Genomic DNA, 17662 nt, shown 5'->3' with positions numbered 1-17662 from the left:
TCCGTACGACGCGCCCGCCGCCGCGGGTGATGCTGCCGAGTGAGCCATGGCGGCAGGAGGGCCATGCGGGTCAAGCGGCGGGACGTTCGCCCCCTGGCCGGGAAGCCTCGGCACGACTGGACTTGGACGACGCACTCGGGGCAGCCGCGGCCTCTCCGTCGGTCCGGAACGGTGCGGAGATGCCAGGTGTGAGCGAGGCAGCCGGTCAGGTGTCCCATGGCCGCATGCGAAGTGAGAGGTGACGATCGTGGCGGACAGCGGTACCCCTCGCGTGCCCGCCGGGGATGACGAGCACGCGTACGACGACCCGGCTGCGGACGCCTTGCTGCGCGCCGGGCGCTTCTTCACCCGGCGTGAGGTCACGCCCGATCGCCGGGCGGTCTTCCACAAGGGAGGGCGGGAGGGAGACGTCTTCTACCGGGACCGGTGGAGTCACGACAAGGTCGTGCGATCGACGCACGGCGTGAACTGCACCGGCTCGTGCTCGTGGAAGGTCTACGTCAAGGACGGGATCATCACCTGGGAGAGCCAGCAGACCGACTATCCGTCGGTCGGCCCGGACTCCCCGGAGTACGAGCCGCGCGGCTGCCCACGGGGGGCGGCGTTCTCCTGGTACACCTACTCGCCCACCAGGGTGCGTTTCCCCTACGCGCGCGGAGTCCTCGTCGAGATGTACCGCGAGGCCAGGGAACGCCTGGGTGACCCGGTGCTCGCGTGGGCCGACGTGGTGGGCGACCCGGAGCGGCGGCGCCGGTACCAGCGGGCCCGCGGCAAGGGCGGTCATGTGCGGGTGTCGTGGGACGAGGCGGTCGAGATGGTGGCGGCCGCACATGTGCACACGATCAAGCGGTGGGGTCCGGACCGGATCGCCGGCTTCTCACCGATCCCGGCGATGTCGATGGTCTCGCATGCGATCGGCTCGCGGTTCATCGAGCTGATCGGCGGGTGCATGACGTCCTTCTACGACTGGTACGCCGATCTGCCCGTCGCCTCACCGCAGGTGTTCGGGGACCAGACCGATGTGCCGGAGTCCGGCGACTGGTGGAACGCCACGTACCTGATCATGTGGGGCTCCAACGTCCCCGTCACCCGGACCCCCGACGCGCACTGGATGGCCGAGGCCCGCTACCGCGGCCAGAAGGTGGTCGTGGTGTCGCCGGACTACGCCGACAACACGAAGTTCGCCGACCAGTGGCTACCTGCCCAGCCCGGCACCGACGGGGCGATGGCCATGGCGATGGGGCACGTGATCCTGAAGGAGTTCTTCGTCGAGCGCCGGGTGCCGTTCTTCGTCGACTATGTGCGGCGCTACACGGACCTGCCGTTCCTGGTGACGCTGGAGGAGCGCGACGGCTCCTTCGTACCGGGGAAGTTCCTGCGCGCGTCCGACCTCGGGGAGACGTCCGAGGGAAGCGAGTGGAAGACCGTGGTGGTCGACGGCCGCACGGGTGAGCCGGCCCAGCCGGGCGGCACGCTGGGCGAGCGGTGGACGGCATCCGGCGTGGGGCGCTGGAATCTCGACCTCGGCGACATCAGCCCGCAGTTGACACTCCTGGGAGAACAGGCGGAGCCCGTCGAGTTGCTTCTGCCGCGCTTCGACACGACCGAGGCGACCGAGGCGACCGAGGCGACCGGCACCGTACTGCGCCGCGGCGTTCCGGCGCGGCGCATCGGAGGGCGGCTGGTGACGACGGTCTTCGACCTGATGCTGGCGCAGTACGGCGTCCGGCGCGAGGGCCTGCCCGGCGACTGGCCGACGGGCTACGACGACTCCGGCCAGCCCTGTACTCCCGCCTGGCAGGAGGAGCACACCTCCGTGCCGGCTGCGACCGTCATCCGGGTGGCCCGCGAGATGGCACGCAACTCCGAGCAGTCCGAGGGCCGCACGATGATCATCATGGGGGCGGGGATCTGCCAGTGGTTCCACGGGGATACGACCTACCGGGCGATCCTGGCGCTGCTGATGCTCACCGGAGCGATGGGGCGCAACGGTGGCGGCTGGGCGCACTATGTCGGCCAGGAGAAGTGCCGTCCCTTCACTGGCTGGTCAACTCTGGCCATGGCAACCGACTGGCAGCGCCCGCCCCGGCAGATGATCGGCACGGCGTACTGGTACACCCACACCGACCAGTGGCGCTACGACGGATACCGCGCCGACGCCCTCGCCTCACCGCTGGCCCGCGGCGATCTGGCCGGCATGCACACCGCGGACACGCTCGCGCTGTCCGCGCGGCTGGGCTGGATGCCCTCCTACCCGCAGTTCGACCGCAACCCGCTCGACCTGGCCGACGAGGCAGCCGCGGCGGGCGAGGCTCCCACGGAGTACGCACTCCGCAAGCTGGCCTCGGGCGAGCTGGGCTGGGCCTGCGAGGATCCGGACGCCGAGGGGAACTGGCCCCGTTGCCTGACCCTGTGGCGGGCCAACCTGTTCGGCTCGTCCGGCAAGGGGAACGAGTACTTCCTCAAGCACCTGCTCGGCACTCACTCCAGTCTGCGCGCGAGCCAGACGCCGCCGCAGGGCCGTCCCCGCGACGTCGTCTGGCGGGAGGAGGCGCCCGAGGGAAAACTGGACCTGCTGTTGGCGATGGACTTCCGGATGACGAGCTCGACGCTGCTCGCCGATGTCGTCCTGCCGGCCGCGACCTGGTACGAGAAGCACGATCTGTCCTCGACGGACATGCATCCCTTCGTCCACGCCTTCACCCCGGCGATCGACCCGCCCTGGGAGACCCGCTCCGACTTCGACGCGTTCACCGCCATCGCCCGGCGTTTCAGTGAGATGGCACGCGAGCACCTCGGCGTACGGCATGACGTCGTCGCCACCGCGCTGCAGCACGACACCCCGGGCGAGACCGCGCAAGCCCTCGGCACCGTCCGCGACTGGCGCGGCGGCGAGGTCACCGCGGTCCCCGGCCGCACGATGCCGGCCCTGACCCTGGTGACACGGGACTACGGGGCGGTCGCCGACAAGCTCACCACGCTGGGCCCGCTCACGGAACAACTGGGGCTGACCGTCAAAGGGCTGACGCTTCGCCCCGACGACGAGGTGGAGCGTCTGGCCCACGCCAACGGGGTGATGCTCGGCGGCGCGGGCGACGGCCGTCCCGCCCTGGACACCGACGCCAAGATGGCCGAGGCCATCCTGGCGCTGTCAGGGACCACCAACGGCCGGCTCGCCGTGCAGGGCTTCCGCACCACGGAGCGGCGCGTCGGACGGCCACTCGCCCACCTCGCCGAGGGCAGCGAGGAGCGGCGGATCACCTTCGCCGACACCCAGGCCCAGCCCGTCCCCGTCATCACCAGCCCCGAGTGGTCGGGCAGCGAGACCGGCGGCCGGCGCTATGCGGCCTTCACCACCAATGTCGAGGAGCTCAAGCCCTGGCACACCCTCACCGGCCGGATGCACTTCCTCCTCGACCACGACTGGATGCACGAGTTCGGCGAGACGCTACCGGTCTACCGCCCGCCGCTCGACATGCACCGGCTCTTCGGGGAGCCCGAGATCGGCCCGAACGGGGAGCGACAGGTCACCGTCCGCTACCTCACCCCGCACTCCAAGTGGTCCATCCACTCCGAGTACCAGGACAACCTGTTCATGCTCTCGCTCTCCCGCGGAGGCCCGACCGTCTGGATGAGCCCCGCCGACGCCGCGGTCATCGACGTGCGCGACAACGACTGGGTCGAAGCCGTCAACCGCAACGGTGTGATGGTGCTGCGCGCGATCGTCTCGCACCGCATGCCGACCGGCACCGTGTACGTCCACCACGCGCAGGAACGGGTCGTCGACGTACCCATCGCCGAGGCCAGCGGGCGGCGCGGCGGCATCCACAACTCCCTGACGCGCATCCTGATCAAACCCACCCACCTCATCGGCGGATACGCCCAGCTGTCGTTCGCCTTCAACTACCTCGGCCCGACGGGCAACCAGCGCGACGAGGTCACCGTGGTCCGCCGACGCTCCCAGGAGGTGACGTACTGATGCCCGCGCGTGAGCCGATCGGACGCTGCATGGCGCAGCTGGCCATGGTGATGAACCTCGACAAGTGCATCGGCTGCCACACCTGCTCGGTCACCTGCAAACAGGCATGGACCAATCGCAGCGGCGTCGAGTACGTCTGGTTCAACAACGTCGAAACCAGGCCCGGCCAGGGCTACCCACGGCGCTATGAGGACCAGGAGAGGTGGCGGGGCGGCTGGGTCCGCACCCGCGGCGGCCGCCTCAGGCTCACAGCGGGCGGGCGGCTGCGCAAGCTGCTCACCATCTTCGCCAACCCGGTGCTCCCCAACATCCGCGACTACTACGAGCCCTGGACCTACGACTACGAGAACCTCACCACCGCCCCGCTGGGCGACGACTTCCCCGTAGCCCGGCCGAAGTCGCTGATCTCCGGCGAGCCGATGCGTGTGGAGTGGAGCGCCAACTGGGACGACAGCCTCGGAGGCGGCGCCGAGATCGCCGACCACGACCCCGTCATCGAACGCATCCGCCGCGAGGCCGAGGAAAAGGTGCGCTTCCGGTACGAGCAGGCGTACATGTTCTACCTGCCGCGCATCTGTGAGCACTGTCTGAACCCCTCGTGCGTCGCCTCCTGCCCCTCGGGGGCGCTGTACAAGCGGTCCGAGGACGGCATCGTCCTCGTCGACCAGGACCGCTGCCGGGGCTGGCGGATGTGCGTGACCGGCTGCCCGTACAAGAAGGTCTACTTCAACCACCGCACCGGCAAGGCCGAGAAGTGCACCTTCTGCTATCCGCGGGTCGAGGTGGGCCTGCCCACCGTGTGCTCCGAGACCTGCGTGGGGCGGCTGCGCTACATCGGCCTCGTCCTCTACGACGCCGACCGCGTCGGAGCCGCCGCATCCGTCGCCGACGAGAAGGATCTGTACGAGGCCCAACTCGGCCTCATGCTCGACCCGTCCGACCCGCAGGTGATCGCGGCGGCGCGCCGGGACGGCATTCCCGAAGACTGGCTGGAGGCCGCCCGCCGCTCCCCCGTCCATGCCCTGGCCAAGGACTACCGGGTGGCGCTCCCTCTGCATCCGGAATTCCGCACGATGCCGATGGTCTGGTACGTGCCACCGCTGTCGCCGGTCGTCGACGCGCTGACCGACACCGGCCACGACGGCGAGGACATCGACAACCTCTTCGGCGCCATCGACACCCTGCGGATCCCGATCGAGTACCTCGCCGAACTGTTCACCGCGGGCGACCCCGAGCCCGTGCGCCGCGTCCTGCAACGGCTCTCGGCCATGCGGTCCTACATGCGAGCTGTCAACCTCGGCGACCCACCCGATGAACGGATCGCCACGGCTGCCGGGATGACCGGACAGGAGGTCACCTCGCTCTACCGGCTGCTTGCCATCGCCAAGTACCAGGACCGCTACGTGATCCCCACCGCCTACGAAACCGAAGGCCGCAGGCTCGAAGAGACGGCCTGCAGCCTCGACTACGAGGGGGGTCCCGGAATGTACGGGAGCGGCCCCTTCGGCGAAGCGTCCGGCCGCCCCGTACCCGTGTCCGTCGAGACGTTCCACGCCCTGAAGGAGCGCCAGACCACCGGTGGCATCGCCGACCCGGAGCAGCGGGGCGCCCGGATCAACCTGCTCAACTGGGACGGCAAGGGCCGCCCGGAAGGGCTTTTCCCGCCCGGGCACCCGCAGCCGGAGGAGGATTCGTGATCGCCGAGCGCGACGCCGCGGTGGTCTGCCAGGCGGCCGCGATTCTGCTCCAGTATCCCGACGATGCCGTCCGGCACCGGATTCCCCTGGTCAACGAGGCCCTGGCCACACTGCCTCCCGGCACGGCGCACTCGGCGCTGACCCGTTTCCTCGGCCACCTCGCCGCCACACCGCCACGCGACCTCGCCGAGGCCTACGTCGCCACCTTCGACCGGCGCCGCCGCTGCTGCCTCTACCTGACCTGGTGGACCGACGGCGAGACCCGCCGCCGCGGCCAGGCCCTGGCCACCCTCAAAGACCGGTACCGCCGCCACGGCCTCGAACTCGGCGGCAAGGAGCTCCCGGACTACCTGCCGGTCGTACTCGAGTACACGGCGACCGGCGACCTGGCCGACGGGCTCGCACTCCTCCAGGAGCACCGCGCCGGGGTCGAGCTGCTGCGGCTGGCGCTGCGCGACGCGAACTCCCCCTACACCGCCGTGGTCGAGGCCGTGTGTGCGCTCCTGCCCGGCCCGTCCCCGCAGGACCGCGCCGCCGCTCAGCGCCTGGCCCGGACCGGCCCGCCCCAGGAGACCGTCGGCCTGGAGCCCTTCGGCCCGGCGCCGTCGGGAGGTGCCCGACGGTGAAGGCTCTCGATGTCCTGCTGTGGGGTGTACTGCCGTACGTCACCATCGTGATCCTCGTCGGCGGCACCGTATGGAGGTACCGGTACGACCAGTTCGGCTGGACCACCCGCTCTTCCGAGCTGTACGAGTCCCGGCTGTTGCGCATCGGCAGTCCGCTCTTCCACTTCGGCATCCTCGTCGTCGTCATCGGCCATGTGATCGGGCTGGTCGTTCCGCAGAGCTGGACATCGGCCATGGGCGTGTCCGAGACGGCGTACCACGTGCAGGCGCTCGTCCTCGGCGGCGTCGCCGGTTTCGCCACACTCGCCGGAGCGGCGATCCTCATCCACCGCCGGCGCACCACCGGTCCGGTGTTCATGGCGACCACGCGCAACGACAAGACGATGTACGTCGTGCTCGTCGCGGCCATCGTCGCCGGAATCATCACCACCCTGCTGGGCGCGGGCGCCGTCGGCGAGGTGCACCACTACCGGGAGACCGTCTCGCCCTGGTTCCGCTCCGTGTTCACGCTGCAGCCGGACATCGACGCCATGTCGGCAGCGCCTCTGTCCTTCCAACTGCACACGCTCATCGGCATGCTGCTGTTCGCCATCTGGCCGTTCACCCGGCTGGTGCACGCCTTTACCGCGCCGATCGGCTACCTGTTCCGGCCGTACGTCGTCTACCGGTCCCGCTCCGTCAGCGACCGTTCGCCGGGGACACGCCGTGGCTGGGAAGGCCCGGGCTCATGAACACCCGGGCGTTCGCGTCGGACGAGAGGAAGCGGAACACGATGAACCATGGGCATGCAGACCAGGCAGCTCGCCCCGCCATCGGGCGAGGTCGTTCCGTGCGGCGAGCGTGAAGGGGCCCGGCGGCGAAGAGAGGCTCGGCCACCTCAGTCCCAGAGGGAGACCGCCAGCATCAGGGCGGCGACCGGGAACAGCAGCCACGGCTCGGCCAGGACCAGGAGCGCGGTGAAGACCAGGGCGAACCACGCCAGAGCCTTGGCCGCGCGCCGCTTGGCCTTGTTCTTCTTCTTGCTCTTCGGGTGAGGCGCGTCGGCGGCAGGGGCCTCACGGGTGTCGGTGACGGTGTCGGTGTCGGTTGCGGTTGCGGTTGCGGTTGCGGTGTCGGTGACGGTGACGGTTGCGGGGTTCATCTCGGTGTTCGTCATGACGCTCAGCTTCGTCGTGCCGACACCGGTCTCGCGTCGGCGATCGGTGCCTATCGCGGCCAACGGCGCCTATCTAGGTGGACGTCACCGACGCGTACGCAGTGCCGGAGAAGAGAGCGTTGGTTCATGAACACTTTCGAGAATCGCGCGGAGATCGTGATGTGGGTACGGCGTGCGGACGGCCGGTGGTCGGCACGGCCGGTCTGGGTGGTGGTGCTCGGCGGGAAGGCGTATGTCCGCTCGGCTTTCGGGCAGCGCAGCGCCTGGTACCGCCGGGTCCTGCAGCACGCGGACACGGAGGTGGAGGTGGCCGGGGTCCGCCTGTCCGTCACCCTCCAGCCGGTGGACGATCCCGAGCTCCTCCAGTGCGTCTCCGGTGCCTACCGGGCCAAGTACGGATTGCACTGGCCCGGCCCCGTGGAGTCGATGAACGGGCACGAGGCCGCGGCCACCACCATGCGGCTAACGAATGTCAGGGAGGTCGCGCAGTTGCCTGCGTGAGGTGAGCCCGAGTTTGCGGAAGATGTTGCGCAGGTGCGCGTCGACCGTCCGGGGGCTGAGGAACAGCTTGGCCGCCACCTCCTTGGAGGTGGCGCCGTCGGCGACCAGGCGCGCGATGTGCACCTCCTGCATCGTCAGCTGGTCCGAGGCCTGCGACGAGCGGCTGCGGGCGTGCTCGCCCGTGGCGCGCAACTCGCCTGCGGCGCGCTCGGCGAACGCCTCCATACCGAGGTCGGACAGCGACTCGTGCGCCAGCCGCAGCTCCGAGCGGGCGTCGCGCCGCCGGCCCTGGCGGCGCAGCCACTCTCCGTACAGCAGATGCGCTCGGGCTCGGTAGACCACCAGTGCGCTGTCGCCGAGAAGGTCGATCGCCTCCTGATAGGCGGCCTCGTCCTCGGTCACCAGAGCCCGCGCGTAGGCCTCGACGCCCAGCCCCCACGCCTGCCGGCCCGCCTGGGCGCGCTCCCGGAGGGACGCGAGAGCCGTGGCGGCGAGTTCGGCCTCGCCGCACCGTACGGCCGCCTCGACCAGCTCGGGCAGGGCAAGGCCTGCCGTGCCGACGGCGCCGTACTCGACCGCGTGCTTCGCCGCTTCCAGCGCGGCCGGGTAGTCGGCCAGGCCGTTGTTGAGGACGGCCGTCGCCCACTGCGCGCTGAGGCTCATCCGGTGATCCACCGACGCGAACAGTTCGACGGCCTCCTGGCGCCGCCCACGCATCGCGGCCAGGTGGAGGCGCGGGTAGACCAGCGGTGCCGCGCGGGTGGCCTCGGCGATCGCCTCCTCCTCGGAGATCAGCTCCATCGCGGCACCGAAGTCGCCCGCGTGAATGGTGGCGGTGGCCTGCATGGCCAGCCCGATGGGCAGCGCGTGGAACGAGCCCGACTCGCGGCCCGCCGCGACGGCGCGGGTGGCGATGCCTTGCAGGGCGTGGAAGTTCCACAGCTCGACAGCCACCATGAAGCCCAGTGACGGCCGCCTGGTCCACACCTCGTCGTCGACGTCGCCGAGGACCGGCCGGAGGATTGCCCCCGCCGCCGCATGCCCGTCGTTGACCAGGCTGATCAGGCCGGTCAGGACCGCGTCCGCGCTGGAGGCCGGCTCGCCCGACGACGGGGCTTCCCTGGCGGCCTCCACCACCTGGTCGAGGCCGCCGATGAGGAGGCCCATCTCGATGGCGTCGAGATAGCGCTCCCGTGACCAGGGAGGATCGGTGGCCGCCAGCCGGGCGGCAGCACGCAGGAGGTACTCCGTGGGGCCTTCGTCGCCTCGGCGGCGGACGAAGGACAGCCGGCCGCGGAGCAGGTCGGCCCTGGCGGCCTGGCGCGGATCGTCGGTCGGGACGGTGCTGAGCAGATCGGCCGCCCCGTCGAATGCGCCCACCGAGAGCTTGGCCTGGACCGCGGCGAGCGCCCGTTCGACACGGAGGTCCGGGCTGATCGTGAGCGCGGCCGAGCGTTCGAGGAAGGCCGCCGCCGCCGCGACACCGCCGCGTTCCCTGGCACGGGTGGCGGAGGCTTCGAGCTCGGCGGCCACTTGCTCGTCCGGTCCGGAGCTGGCCTGGGCGCGATGCCAGGCTCGCCGGTCGGGGTCGGCGACCGGGTCGGTCACGGCGGCCAGCGCCTCATGCGCCCTCCGCCGCTCCTCCGGCGCCGCGGCGCGGTAGGCGGCCGAGCGCGCGAGTGGATGGCTGAAGCGGATCCGGGTGCCGAACTCGACCAGCGGGACGGAGTCCGCAGCGGCAGCCGGGTCGATGCCCAGCAGTTCGGCCGCACGCCACAGCAGGCCGGCGTCGCCGATCGGGTCGGCGGCGGCGACGGTCACCAGCAGCCGGGCCGGGGGCGGCAGCAGCTCCAGCCGGGAGCCGAAGCTCTGCTCGATCACGGCGGGCAGGGAGGCGGGCTGGTCGAAGCCGCCCGACATCCCTGCCAGTCCGGCGGTCCTGGGCAGCTCAACCAGCGCGAGGGGGTTTCCGCGCGCCTCGGCCAGGATGCGGTCGCGCACCCGCTCGTCCAAGGGGGCGCGGATCACCGCGGCCAGCAGCGCCCGGGCATCCGCTTCGCCAAGACCATGAAGGGTGAGGCCGGGCAACTCGTCGAGCTCGGGCAGACGGCTCGGCTCGCGTACCGCGAAGACCACCGCGATCGGTTCGGCCGAGACCCGCCGGGCCAGGAAGGCCAGCGCCTTGGCCGAAGCCTGGTCCAGCCACTGTGCGTCGTCGACGACACACAGGAGCGGGCGCTCCCGCACCGTCTCCGCCAGGAGGCCCAGCGAGGCCACGCCGACCAGGAACGGATCGGGTATGCCGGTGTCGAGGCCGAAAGCGATCTCCAACGCCTTGCGGTGCGGCGGAGGCAACGCCGTCAGCTGACCCGTCACAGGCGCGAGCAACTGGTGCAGCACGGCGAACGGGAGCTCCATCTCGAACTCCGCTCCGGACGCCTGCATGACGAGGAACCCGGACGCGGCCTCGTCCAGATGCCGCAGCAGTGCGCTCTTGCCGATGCCCGGCTCACCGCGCAGGACCAGGGCGCCGCCCCGTCCCTTCCGAGCGGCCTGCAGCAGGGCGTCGAGCTGCAGTACCTCCACCTGGCGACCGATCAGCACATCCGTGTTTGTCTCGACCATGCTTGGGAGCTTAGGCAATCGTGTCGCCGAACGGACTCCGGGAACGACCCCAGTCGCCGATTGGGTCGTATAGGCGATGACTACCGACGCGAGCGCCGGGCGCCCGCTGCGACCGTCGAGTCATGAATCGCACCGCGCTGCAACGGACCACCACCGGCTGGACACCGCTGGCGGTTCTGGCCATGGCCCAGTTCCTGGTCGTACTGAGCACCTCGATCGTGAACGTCGCCCTCCCCCAGATCCGAGCCGGGCTCGATCTCTCGGACACGGGCCAGGCGTGGACGGTCAACGCCTACGTGCTGGTCTTCGGCGCGCTGTTGCTGCCGGGCGGACGCGCCGGCGACATGTACGGCCTTCGCCGCGTCTTTCTGCTGGGCATCAGCCTGTTCGCCCTCTCCTCCCTGGGCGCGGCACTGGCTCCCAACGCGATCGTGCTGATCATCTGCAGGGCGCTGCAGGGAATCGGCGCCGCGCTGCTGGCGCCCACGGCCCTGGCGCTGGTGCTGACCCTCTACCCCGCCGGGAAACGACGTGGCACGGCGCTCGGAGTGTGGGGCGCGGTCTCCGGTGCCGGCGGGGCGGCGGGCGTGCTGCTGAGCGGCGTGCTCACCAGCCTGTACGGCTGGCGGGCGGTGTTCGTCGTGATGGTGCCTCTGGCCCTGGCCGTCCTGGTGGCCACCTGGCTGCTGGTCGGGGCCGACCGGCCACGCGGCGGAAGCCTGGACGCGCCGGGCGCGGTGACGGTCACGGTGGGACTGGTCGCTCTCACCTACGGCCTGTCCGGCTTCTGGCCGCTCGCGGTGATCGGCCTGGCACTGCTCGGCCTGTTCGTGGTGCTCCAGCGCCGCGCCGCCGACCCGCTGCTGCCGGGGCGCATGACCGTGGTGGCGGTGCCCAATGTGCTGATGGCACTGCTGGGTGCGGTCTGGCTCGGCCTGTTCTACTTCCTGCCCCTCTACCAGCAGCGCACCCTCGGCTACACGCCCCTGGAGGCCGGGCTGACCCAGCTTCCCCTCGCCCTCATGATCACCCTCGCCTCGTGGGTCACCGGCAGAATCTCCGGCCGTTCCGTGCTCCCCGCGGGCCTGCTGATCCTCGCGGCCGGGCTGGCGTGGCTGTCCCGGACCCCGGCGGACGGCAGCTTCCTGCTCGACCTGCTCGGCCCGACGCTCCTCATCGGCATCGGGCTGGGGGTGGCCTTCGTCCGGCTCACGGCGATGTCCGCCGAGGGCGTTCCGGCCGCCGACAGCGGGCTGGCCGGCGGGCTGGTCAACGCCACCCGGCAGATCGGCGGAGCCATCGGCCTGTCCTTCCTGGTCCTGTTCCCGTCCTATGGCGGGGCGTTCCTGGCCTGCGCCGCCATCACCCTGCTCATCTCGGTTCTCTCCCTTCGAAAGGCATGAGTCATGACCCTGGCCAAGCCGTACATCAACGGCCACTTCACCCCCGTCACCGACGAGATCACCGCACGAGAACTGACCGTACGCGGGACCCTGCCGCCCGAGCTGAACGGCCGCTACTTCCGCAACGGCCACAACCCCAAGCCGGGCATCACCCCCAGCCACTGGTTCCGCGGCGAGGGCATGATTCACGGCGTCCGCCTCAAGGGCGGCCGGGCCGAGTGGTACCGCAACCGCTGGGTGAAGACCCCGTTCCTGGACGGTGTGCCGTTCACCGGGACCGAGCTCGAGGTCAGCGCCGCGGCCACCAACATCATCTTCCACGGGGGCCGCTACCTCGCCCTGCAGGAGGCCAACCTGCCCTGGGAGGTCAGCGCCAACCTCGACACGATCGGCGTCTACGACTTCGGCGGCAAGCTCACCAGCGCGATGACCGCTCACCCCAAGGAGGACCCGGTCACCGGCGAGCTGCACTTCTTCGGCTACAGCCCCTTCCCGCCCTACCTGACCTACTACGTGGCCAACGCGGCCGGCGAGATCATTCGGTCGGAAGTCGTCGACGGGTCCGGCCCGTCCCTCATGCACGACTTCGCCATCACCCGTGACCACGCCGTCTTCATCAACTCGCCCGTGGTCTTCGACCACGCCGAGCACTCCGGCATCCCCTACCGCTGGCACGACGATGTCCCGCTCCGCATCGGAGTGATGCCGCGCACCGGCGGCAAGACCACCTGGTACGAGGTGGACGATCAGGCGGCGCTGCTGCACGTCGCGAACGCCTACACCGACGCGCAGGGCCGGATCGTCCTCGAAGCACCGCGCTTCGACAGGTCCGCCTGGGAGAGTTCGTGGAAGTGGTGGGTCGGCGCTCCCGGGTTCGGCACCAGCCCCGACGCGGGCTCGACCTTCCACCGGTGGATCATGGACCCGGCCACCGGCAAGGCCACCACCGAGTCCCTCGACGACCTGGTCACCGAGTTCCCGTCGATCAACGACGCCCACACCGGCTCGGTGAACCGCTACAGCTACGCCATCGCATTCCCCGGCGCGGGCATATCCGGCTACCACACCGTCAAGTTCGACACGCAGAGCGGCGAGCAGACGCTGCACGCGCACGGCGAGGACCGGATGCCCGGAGAGGCCGTCTTCGCCGCCGCCGAGGGCGGGACCTGCGAGGACGACGGCTACCTGCTCACCATCGTCAGCGACCTCAAGGCCGACGCCTCGGAGCTGCTCGTCCTGGACGCGGGCGACCTCAGCACGGTGGCCGCTGTCGAACTCCCCCGCAGGGTGCCCTCCGGCATCCACGGCCACTGGATCCCCGACTCCGACCCGTCCGCCTGACCCTTCCCCCTGCCCGGGCCGCCGCTGCCTCGCCGCGGCGGCCCGGGCCCCGAAACCCGAGGAACTCCCATGACCTACCCCACGACCATCGACGAGAACGCCCCCGTCGTCGTCGACCACTCCATCCGGATCGCCGCTCCCGTCGAGCGGGTCTGGCACCTGCACACCGAGATCGGCTCCTGGCCTCTCTGGCAGCTCGACATCACCGAGGCCCGGCTCGACTGCCCCATCGCCCCCGGCACCACCTTCCACTGGTCCACCGCGGGCCTGTCCATCGACTCCACCATCTACGCCGTCGACGCCCCGCACCGCATCCTGTGGGGCGGTCCCGCGCACGGCATCACCGGCGTGCACGAGTGGACCTTCACCGCGGACGGCGACGGCGTCGTGGTGCGCACCCGGGAGTCCTGGGCGGGCGCCCCGGTCGAGGCCGACCGGGAGCACCTCGCCGCCGCGCTGGACCAGTCGATCTGCGCCTGGCTCGACGCTTTGAAGAAAGCGGCGGAGTAGTGGCCGAGCCACTCTTCCTCACCGATCTGGTGCTGGCCTTCGTGCTGGCGGTCACCGGCGGCCTGCTGGGGCGCCGGGCCGGCCGCAGCCAGGCACAACCCGGATCAGCGCAGCGCGAGGAGCGGCAACGACCGCTCGTCCTGTACGTCACCGCCGGGGTCGTCGCCGCCCGGCTGGCGGTCGCGGTGCTTCTGCTGGCGACCAGCGGGTGGCAGCTGGTCGGCCACCGCTTCCTGCTCGGCCTGCCCGTCGTGGTGCTGCCGCTGGTATGGGCGCTGGTACGTCGCACCGCCGTCGCCGCGCACACCACGGCGATAGGTGCCTGGCTGTCCTTCTACTTCCTGTACGTCCCGCCCGGTCCGCAGGATCTGCCGATCGCAGTGGGGGCGTCGGCGATCGTCCTGGCCACGACGATCGGGATCTCCCTCCTGCTCGGCGACCGGCGCTCCCGCGGCGGCCGGCTCGCCCGGCTGCCCTGGCTCTCCCTGGTCGCCTCGGTGGTCACCGCGGCGGCGCTGGGCAGCCTGTTCCTGGTCAGCGAGTCGGAGTCCATGGACTGGGGCGGCGGCCCGGAGCGCACCGGGCACTCCGTGCACGCCATGGGCCATCGGCACGGCGCCGAGGCCCCTGCCATGCGCTCCGTGGACGAGCTGACCGGCCCGCGCGAGGGCACCCCCGACGCCCGCTTCACCCTGACCGCCGCGCACAGCACCGTACGGCTGTCCTCGGGCAGGAAGATCGACGCGCTCACCTTCAACGGCACGAGCCCCGGCCCCGAACTGCGGGTCAAGCAAGGGCAGCTGGTGGAGGTCACCCTGGTCAACAAGGACGTGGCCGAGGGCGTCACCCTGCACTGGCACGGCGTGGACGTGCCCAACGCGGAGGACGGGGTGCCGGGCATCACCCAGAACCCGGTCCGCCCGGGAGAGCGGCACGTCTACCGCTTCATACCCGACCGCACCGGCACGTACTGGTACCACACGCACCGGGATTCCGAACGCACCGTGGAGCGCGGCCTGTTCGGCGCGCTGATCGTCGAGGACGGCCAGCAGGGCGTGCAGCGAAACGTGTTCACGCATCTGTGGCCGGGGGGCGGCAAGGACCAGATCGGGGCCTTCGGCACAGCGGACACTGCCGAACGCCGCGCGATCCCGGCCGGCAGCCCGGTGGTGCTGCGACTGATCAACAGCTCCAAGGAGCCGCACCGCATCCTGCTCGGGGGCACCCCGTTCCGGGTCACCGCCCACGACGGCAACCCGATCGGCGAACCGGGAGAACTCAAGCCCGGTACAGACCTGTTCCTCGCCGCGGGCGGCCGTTACGACGTGGCCTTCACCATGCCGGACGGCGCGGTGACGCTGCGGCTGGACACCTCCGAGATCCCCAACAAGGCAGGCCTCGCCTTCAGCCCCGACGGGCGCGCCGCCCCCGCCGAACTGCAGCCGGGCAGACTCTTCGACCGCCTGTCGTACGGCAGTCGGACCGGCCCGAAGCCCGAAGGCGGCCCGTACCAGCGCACGTTCAACCTGGTGCTGGACAACGGCTTCGGCTTCACCGGCGGCTCGTTCACCTACACCGACACCATCAACGGCCGCCTCTCACCGGCCGTGCCGACCCTGATGGTCCACGAGGGCGACCGGGTACGGATTCGCATCACCGCCCGCGGGATCATCGACCACCCCATGCATCTGCACGGGCACCGGGTACGGGTGCTCTCGCGCAACGGCGAGGCGGTCTCGGGCAGCGCATGGTGGACCGACACGCTGAACGTCGCTCCGGGCGAGAGCTACGAGCTCGACTTCACCGCCGACAACCCCGGTGTGTGGATGGACCACTGCCACAACTTCGAACACGCCGAGAGCGGGATGATCATGCACCTGGCCTACGACGACGTCACCACGCCGTACCACGGCCCGGCGCACTGAGGGGGATACACCACGTAGATGGCCACTCCGCCCGGTCCGGACCCGGTCCTCGTCGGCACACCCGAAATTCGAGGCAGCGGCGCACGAACGCTGTGCGCAGTTGCGCGCCCGGGCGCCGGTCCACCGGGTCCGGATGCCCGACGGCTCGCAGGGCTCTTGGCTGGTGGTCGGCTACGAGCCGGCTCGCGACGCCCTGGCACATCCGCAGCTCAGCAAGGGACGATCTCGCCAGCTCGGAAAAGGGTCCCGAACTCCCGCAGCGGACTGACCTTTTAACGCGCAGAGGCTCCGGCGCCGGCGCCCCTCACACTCCCGGCCTCCGCACCGGCGCCGGCGGCGAGGCCGGCCCCGATGGAGTGAGTGCGACATCCGCGAGATCGATGTCGCCCCCCGCGACGACTTTGCCGAACAGCCACACCAGCCGCGTCGCCCGCGCAACCCCCAGGGCAATGGCCACCTCGGCCAACCAGTGTGCCCCGCCGGGGTCCCGCTGCGTCGTGTCGAGAATGATGGCCAGGAGACACAGGCCTGAGATCACCAGCGTCGCACTGAGGATGCTCATCCAGTTCCGGCGGAACTGTGGCCCCTGTACGGGATGTGTGCGCAGCGTGCGCATACGCTGCCCGGTGGATGCGGCGTACAGGGTGACGGCCGCGGTGATGAAGCTGCCGACGACGGCGGCGACGGTCGCCGTCGCAGTGTAGGCAGCGATCCGCTGTTCCCTGTCGGGCCAGGCCAGCACATCCCCGCCGTCTGCGACCTGCACAACCGCCACATGCACGCCGGTGACCGTCAGCGCGAGGACCCAGTCCACCGCCGGCCGCCCAACCCATCGTCGCCACAGCCAATCCAGCATGTCACCCCCAGCCCTGAACTGCTGCTCAGGTTAACGGTCCGTACTGACAGGCTTCCTGGAGCGCACTTTCATGCGTACGGGCCGCAGCGAAAATCGCGTCGACGGCGTAGCGCAGATCGACCGATCGGCCGTCAGTGAACGCGACCGGCACATCGCACTGCGCTGTGATGCGGTGTGCCAGGAAGTCGAGCGGCTCGTACTCCAGGGACTGTCGGTGCGGGTCCCGTATGGCGACCTGGCCGCTGACCGAGCGCACCACACCCGACTCGTCCATCCACTCATCGAGGTCGGGAATGAACTGCAGTACATCGCTCCGCAGTTGGGTCGCGGCACGGTTCCTCCGGAGCCTGCTCAACCGTCCCCCGCGCCTGGGAACCTTCAGGGAGAGCGTGATGGAGGTGTCGGGGTGACGCTGCCCGAAACTCCGCAGCGAGTCCGCGAGCTCGCCTCGCGCTCTCAAGGCACTGACCGAGTCCGCCGGGGCACCCTCGAGCTGCACGGTGAACTCCGACACCGCCTCGATGCGGCTGAGTTTCTCACGGGCTCGCGCGTGAATCACCGGCTTGAGTACGACCTCACCGCACGGGAGTCCGATCCCGTTCAGCCACTTGGTGATGGCGCTGACGCGCGGCGCGGAGAAGCCGCCGTGCAAGGCGCCGATGATGTTTCCGTACGGCAGGAAGCAGAGCGTGGTGACATGGACGACATCCGTGCCGGCCGCGAGCTGCAGAGCTTCAATGGTGCCATTGCTGTGGTCGAGCTGGTGCGGCACCTCGCCGGTGATCTTGGCGAGTTGCAGATGGTCGGCCGCGGTGGCCGTATCCACGATCCCGACCAGCTGATCGTCCGCGCTGCGCACGATCCGCTCGTGCGGCTCCGAAACCGCGACACGGTCAAGGAAGTCTCTCCAGGGTTGGGGCTCCATGCGGGGCTGGCCGCCTTTGGCTTCGACGATCTCGAAGAAGAACACGGTTCGCTTGCGTACCGTCCCGGCCATATCCGTCTCCCCCGCCTGCGGCTCATTGAGTGCCACATGATCGTAG

General features: G+C 70.4%; 13 protein-coding genes. 9 read left to right on the top strand and 4 right to left on the bottom strand.

From position 1 onward, the window contains the following. Positions 1 to 271 precede the first annotated feature (271 nt). Genes OG293_RS25345 through narI form a run of 4 tightly spaced genes read left to right on the top strand, consistent with a single transcriptional unit; the run spans position 272 to position 7033 of the window. Positions 272 to 3979, top strand: coding sequence for a nitrate reductase subunit alpha (locus OG293_RS25345; RefSeq protein ID WP_406003705.1), 3708 nt, complete (start codon positions 272 to 274; stop codon positions 3977 to 3979). Continuing rightward, positions 3979 to 5676 carry a nitrate reductase subunit beta gene (gene narH / locus OG293_RS25340; protein ID WP_406001078.1) on the top strand — a complete coding sequence of 566 codons (1698 nt, stop codon included), beginning with the start codon at positions 3979 to 3981 and terminating at the stop codon, positions 5674 to 5676. Before OG293_RS25345 ends, narH begins: the two co-directional genes overlap by 1 nt. Next, the gene (gene narJ / locus OG293_RS25335; protein ID WP_406001077.1) at positions 5673 to 6302 is read left to right on the top strand and encodes a nitrate reductase molybdenum cofactor assembly chaperone; all 630 of its coding nucleotides are present in this window, start codon (positions 5673 to 5675) and stop codon (positions 6300 to 6302) included. The genes narH and narJ overlap by 4 nt, the downstream gene beginning before the upstream one ends. Then, positions 6299 to 7033 carry a respiratory nitrate reductase subunit gamma gene (gene narI / locus OG293_RS25330; RefSeq protein ID WP_406001076.1) on the top strand — a complete coding sequence of 245 codons (735 nt, stop codon included), beginning with the start codon at positions 6299 to 6301 and terminating at the stop codon, positions 7031 to 7033. Before narJ ends, narI begins: the two co-directional genes overlap by 4 nt. Positions 7034 to 7179: 146 nt before the next feature. Here the strand turns inward: narI and OG293_RS25325 are convergent, their stop codons facing one another. Continuing rightward, on the bottom strand, positions 7180 to 7458 hold the full coding sequence (locus tag OG293_RS25325; protein ID WP_406001075.1) for a hypothetical protein: 279 nt from the start codon (positions 7456 to 7458) through the stop codon (positions 7180 to 7182). A gap of 126 nt (positions 7459 to 7584) precedes the next feature. Between OG293_RS25325 and OG293_RS25320 the strand changes: the two genes are divergently transcribed. Continuing rightward, on the top strand, positions 7585 to 7959 hold the full coding sequence (locus OG293_RS25320; RefSeq protein ID WP_406001074.1) for a DUF2255 family protein: 375 nt from the start codon (positions 7585 to 7587) through the stop codon (positions 7957 to 7959). Here the strand turns inward: OG293_RS25320 and OG293_RS25315 are convergent. Further along, complete coding sequence (locus OG293_RS25315; RefSeq protein ID WP_406001073.1) at positions 7921 to 10584, bottom strand: ATP-binding protein; 2664 nt, start codon at positions 10582 to 10584, stop codon at positions 7921 to 7923. The genes OG293_RS25320 and OG293_RS25315 overlap by 39 nt on opposite strands. 122 nt (positions 10585 to 10706) lie before the next feature. On the opposite strand from OG293_RS25315, the gene OG293_RS25310 reads away from it, so the two are divergent. The 4 genes from OG293_RS25310 to OG293_RS25295 all read left to right on the top strand — a co-directional run bounded on the left by OG293_RS25310 (position 10707) and on the right by OG293_RS25295 (position 15763). Further along, the gene (locus OG293_RS25310; protein WP_406001072.1) at positions 10707 to 11987 is read left to right on the top strand and encodes an MFS transporter; all 1281 of its coding nucleotides are present in this window, start codon (positions 10707 to 10709) and stop codon (positions 11985 to 11987) included. A 3-nt stretch (positions 11988 to 11990) separates the two neighbouring features. Beyond that, a complete protein-coding gene (locus OG293_RS25305) occupies positions 11991 to 13328 on the top strand; it encodes a carotenoid oxygenase family protein (RefSeq protein WP_406001071.1) in 1338 nt (445 codons plus the stop codon). 69 nt (positions 13329 to 13397) lie between these two features. After that, a complete protein-coding gene (locus OG293_RS25300) occupies positions 13398 to 13838 on the top strand; it encodes an SRPBCC family protein (protein WP_406001070.1) in 441 nt (146 codons plus the stop codon). Continuing rightward, the gene (locus OG293_RS25295) at positions 13838 to 15763 is read left to right on the top strand and encodes a multicopper oxidase family protein (RefSeq protein WP_406001069.1); all 1926 of its coding nucleotides are present in this window, start codon (positions 13838 to 13840) and stop codon (positions 15761 to 15763) included. The genes OG293_RS25300 and OG293_RS25295 overlap by 1 nt, the downstream gene beginning before the upstream one ends. A 304-nt stretch (positions 15764 to 16067) precedes the next feature. On the opposite strand, the gene OG293_RS25290 is transcribed toward OG293_RS25295, so the two are convergent. Beyond that, the gene (locus OG293_RS25290) at positions 16068 to 16619 is read right to left on the bottom strand and encodes a hypothetical protein (protein WP_406001068.1); all 552 of its coding nucleotides are present in this window, start codon (positions 16617 to 16619) and stop codon (positions 16068 to 16070) included. Positions 16620 to 16644: 25 nt separating this feature from the next. After that, positions 16645 to 17616, bottom strand: a complete 972-nt coding sequence (locus tag OG293_RS25285) for a hypothetical protein (protein WP_406001067.1) — start codon at positions 17614 to 17616, stop codon at positions 16645 to 16647. Positions 17617 to 17662: the final 46 nt, after the last annotated feature.

This window comes from Streptomyces sp. NBC_00829 (assembly GCF_045161795.1).
Taxonomy (GTDB): domain Bacteria; phylum Actinomycetota; class Actinomycetes; order Streptomycetales; family Streptomycetaceae; genus Streptomyces.
Note: the sequence above shows the minus strand (reverse complement) of the source record. Positions and strands in the feature narration are given on the sequence as shown.

What these genes read in the sequence shown, in the direction of transcription:
- narH (WP_406001078.1), top strand. Translation starts at nt 3,979, where the DNA reads ATGCCCGCGCGTGAGCCGATCGGACGCTGCATGGCGCAGCTGGCCATG.
- OG293_RS25325 (WP_406001075.1), bottom strand. Translation starts at nt 7,458, where the DNA reads ATGACGAACACCGAGATGAACCCCGCAACCGTCACCGTCACCGACACC.
- OG293_RS25320 (WP_406001074.1), top strand. Translation starts at nt 7,585, where the DNA reads ATGAACACTTTCGAGAATCGCGCGGAGATCGTGATGTGGGTACGGCGT.
- OG293_RS25315 (WP_406001073.1), bottom strand. Translation starts at nt 10,584, where the DNA reads ATGGTCGAGACAAACACGGATGTGCTGATCGGTCGCCAGGTGGAGGTA.
- OG293_RS25310 (WP_406001072.1), top strand. Translation starts at nt 10,707, where the DNA reads ATGAATCGCACCGCGCTGCAACGGACCACCACCGGCTGGACACCGCTG.
- OG293_RS25305 (WP_406001071.1), top strand. Translation starts at nt 11,991, where the DNA reads ATGACCCTGGCCAAGCCGTACATCAACGGCCACTTCACCCCCGTCACC.
- OG293_RS25300 (WP_406001070.1), top strand. Translation starts at nt 13,398, where the DNA reads ATGACCTACCCCACGACCATCGACGAGAACGCCCCCGTCGTCGTCGAC.
- OG293_RS25290 (WP_406001068.1), bottom strand. Translation starts at nt 16,619, where the DNA reads ATGCTGGATTGGCTGTGGCGACGATGGGTTGGGCGGCCGGCGGTGGAC.
- OG293_RS25285 (WP_406001067.1), bottom strand. Translation starts at nt 17,616, where the DNA reads ATGGCCGGGACGGTACGCAAGCGAACCGTGTTCTTCTTCGAGATCGTC.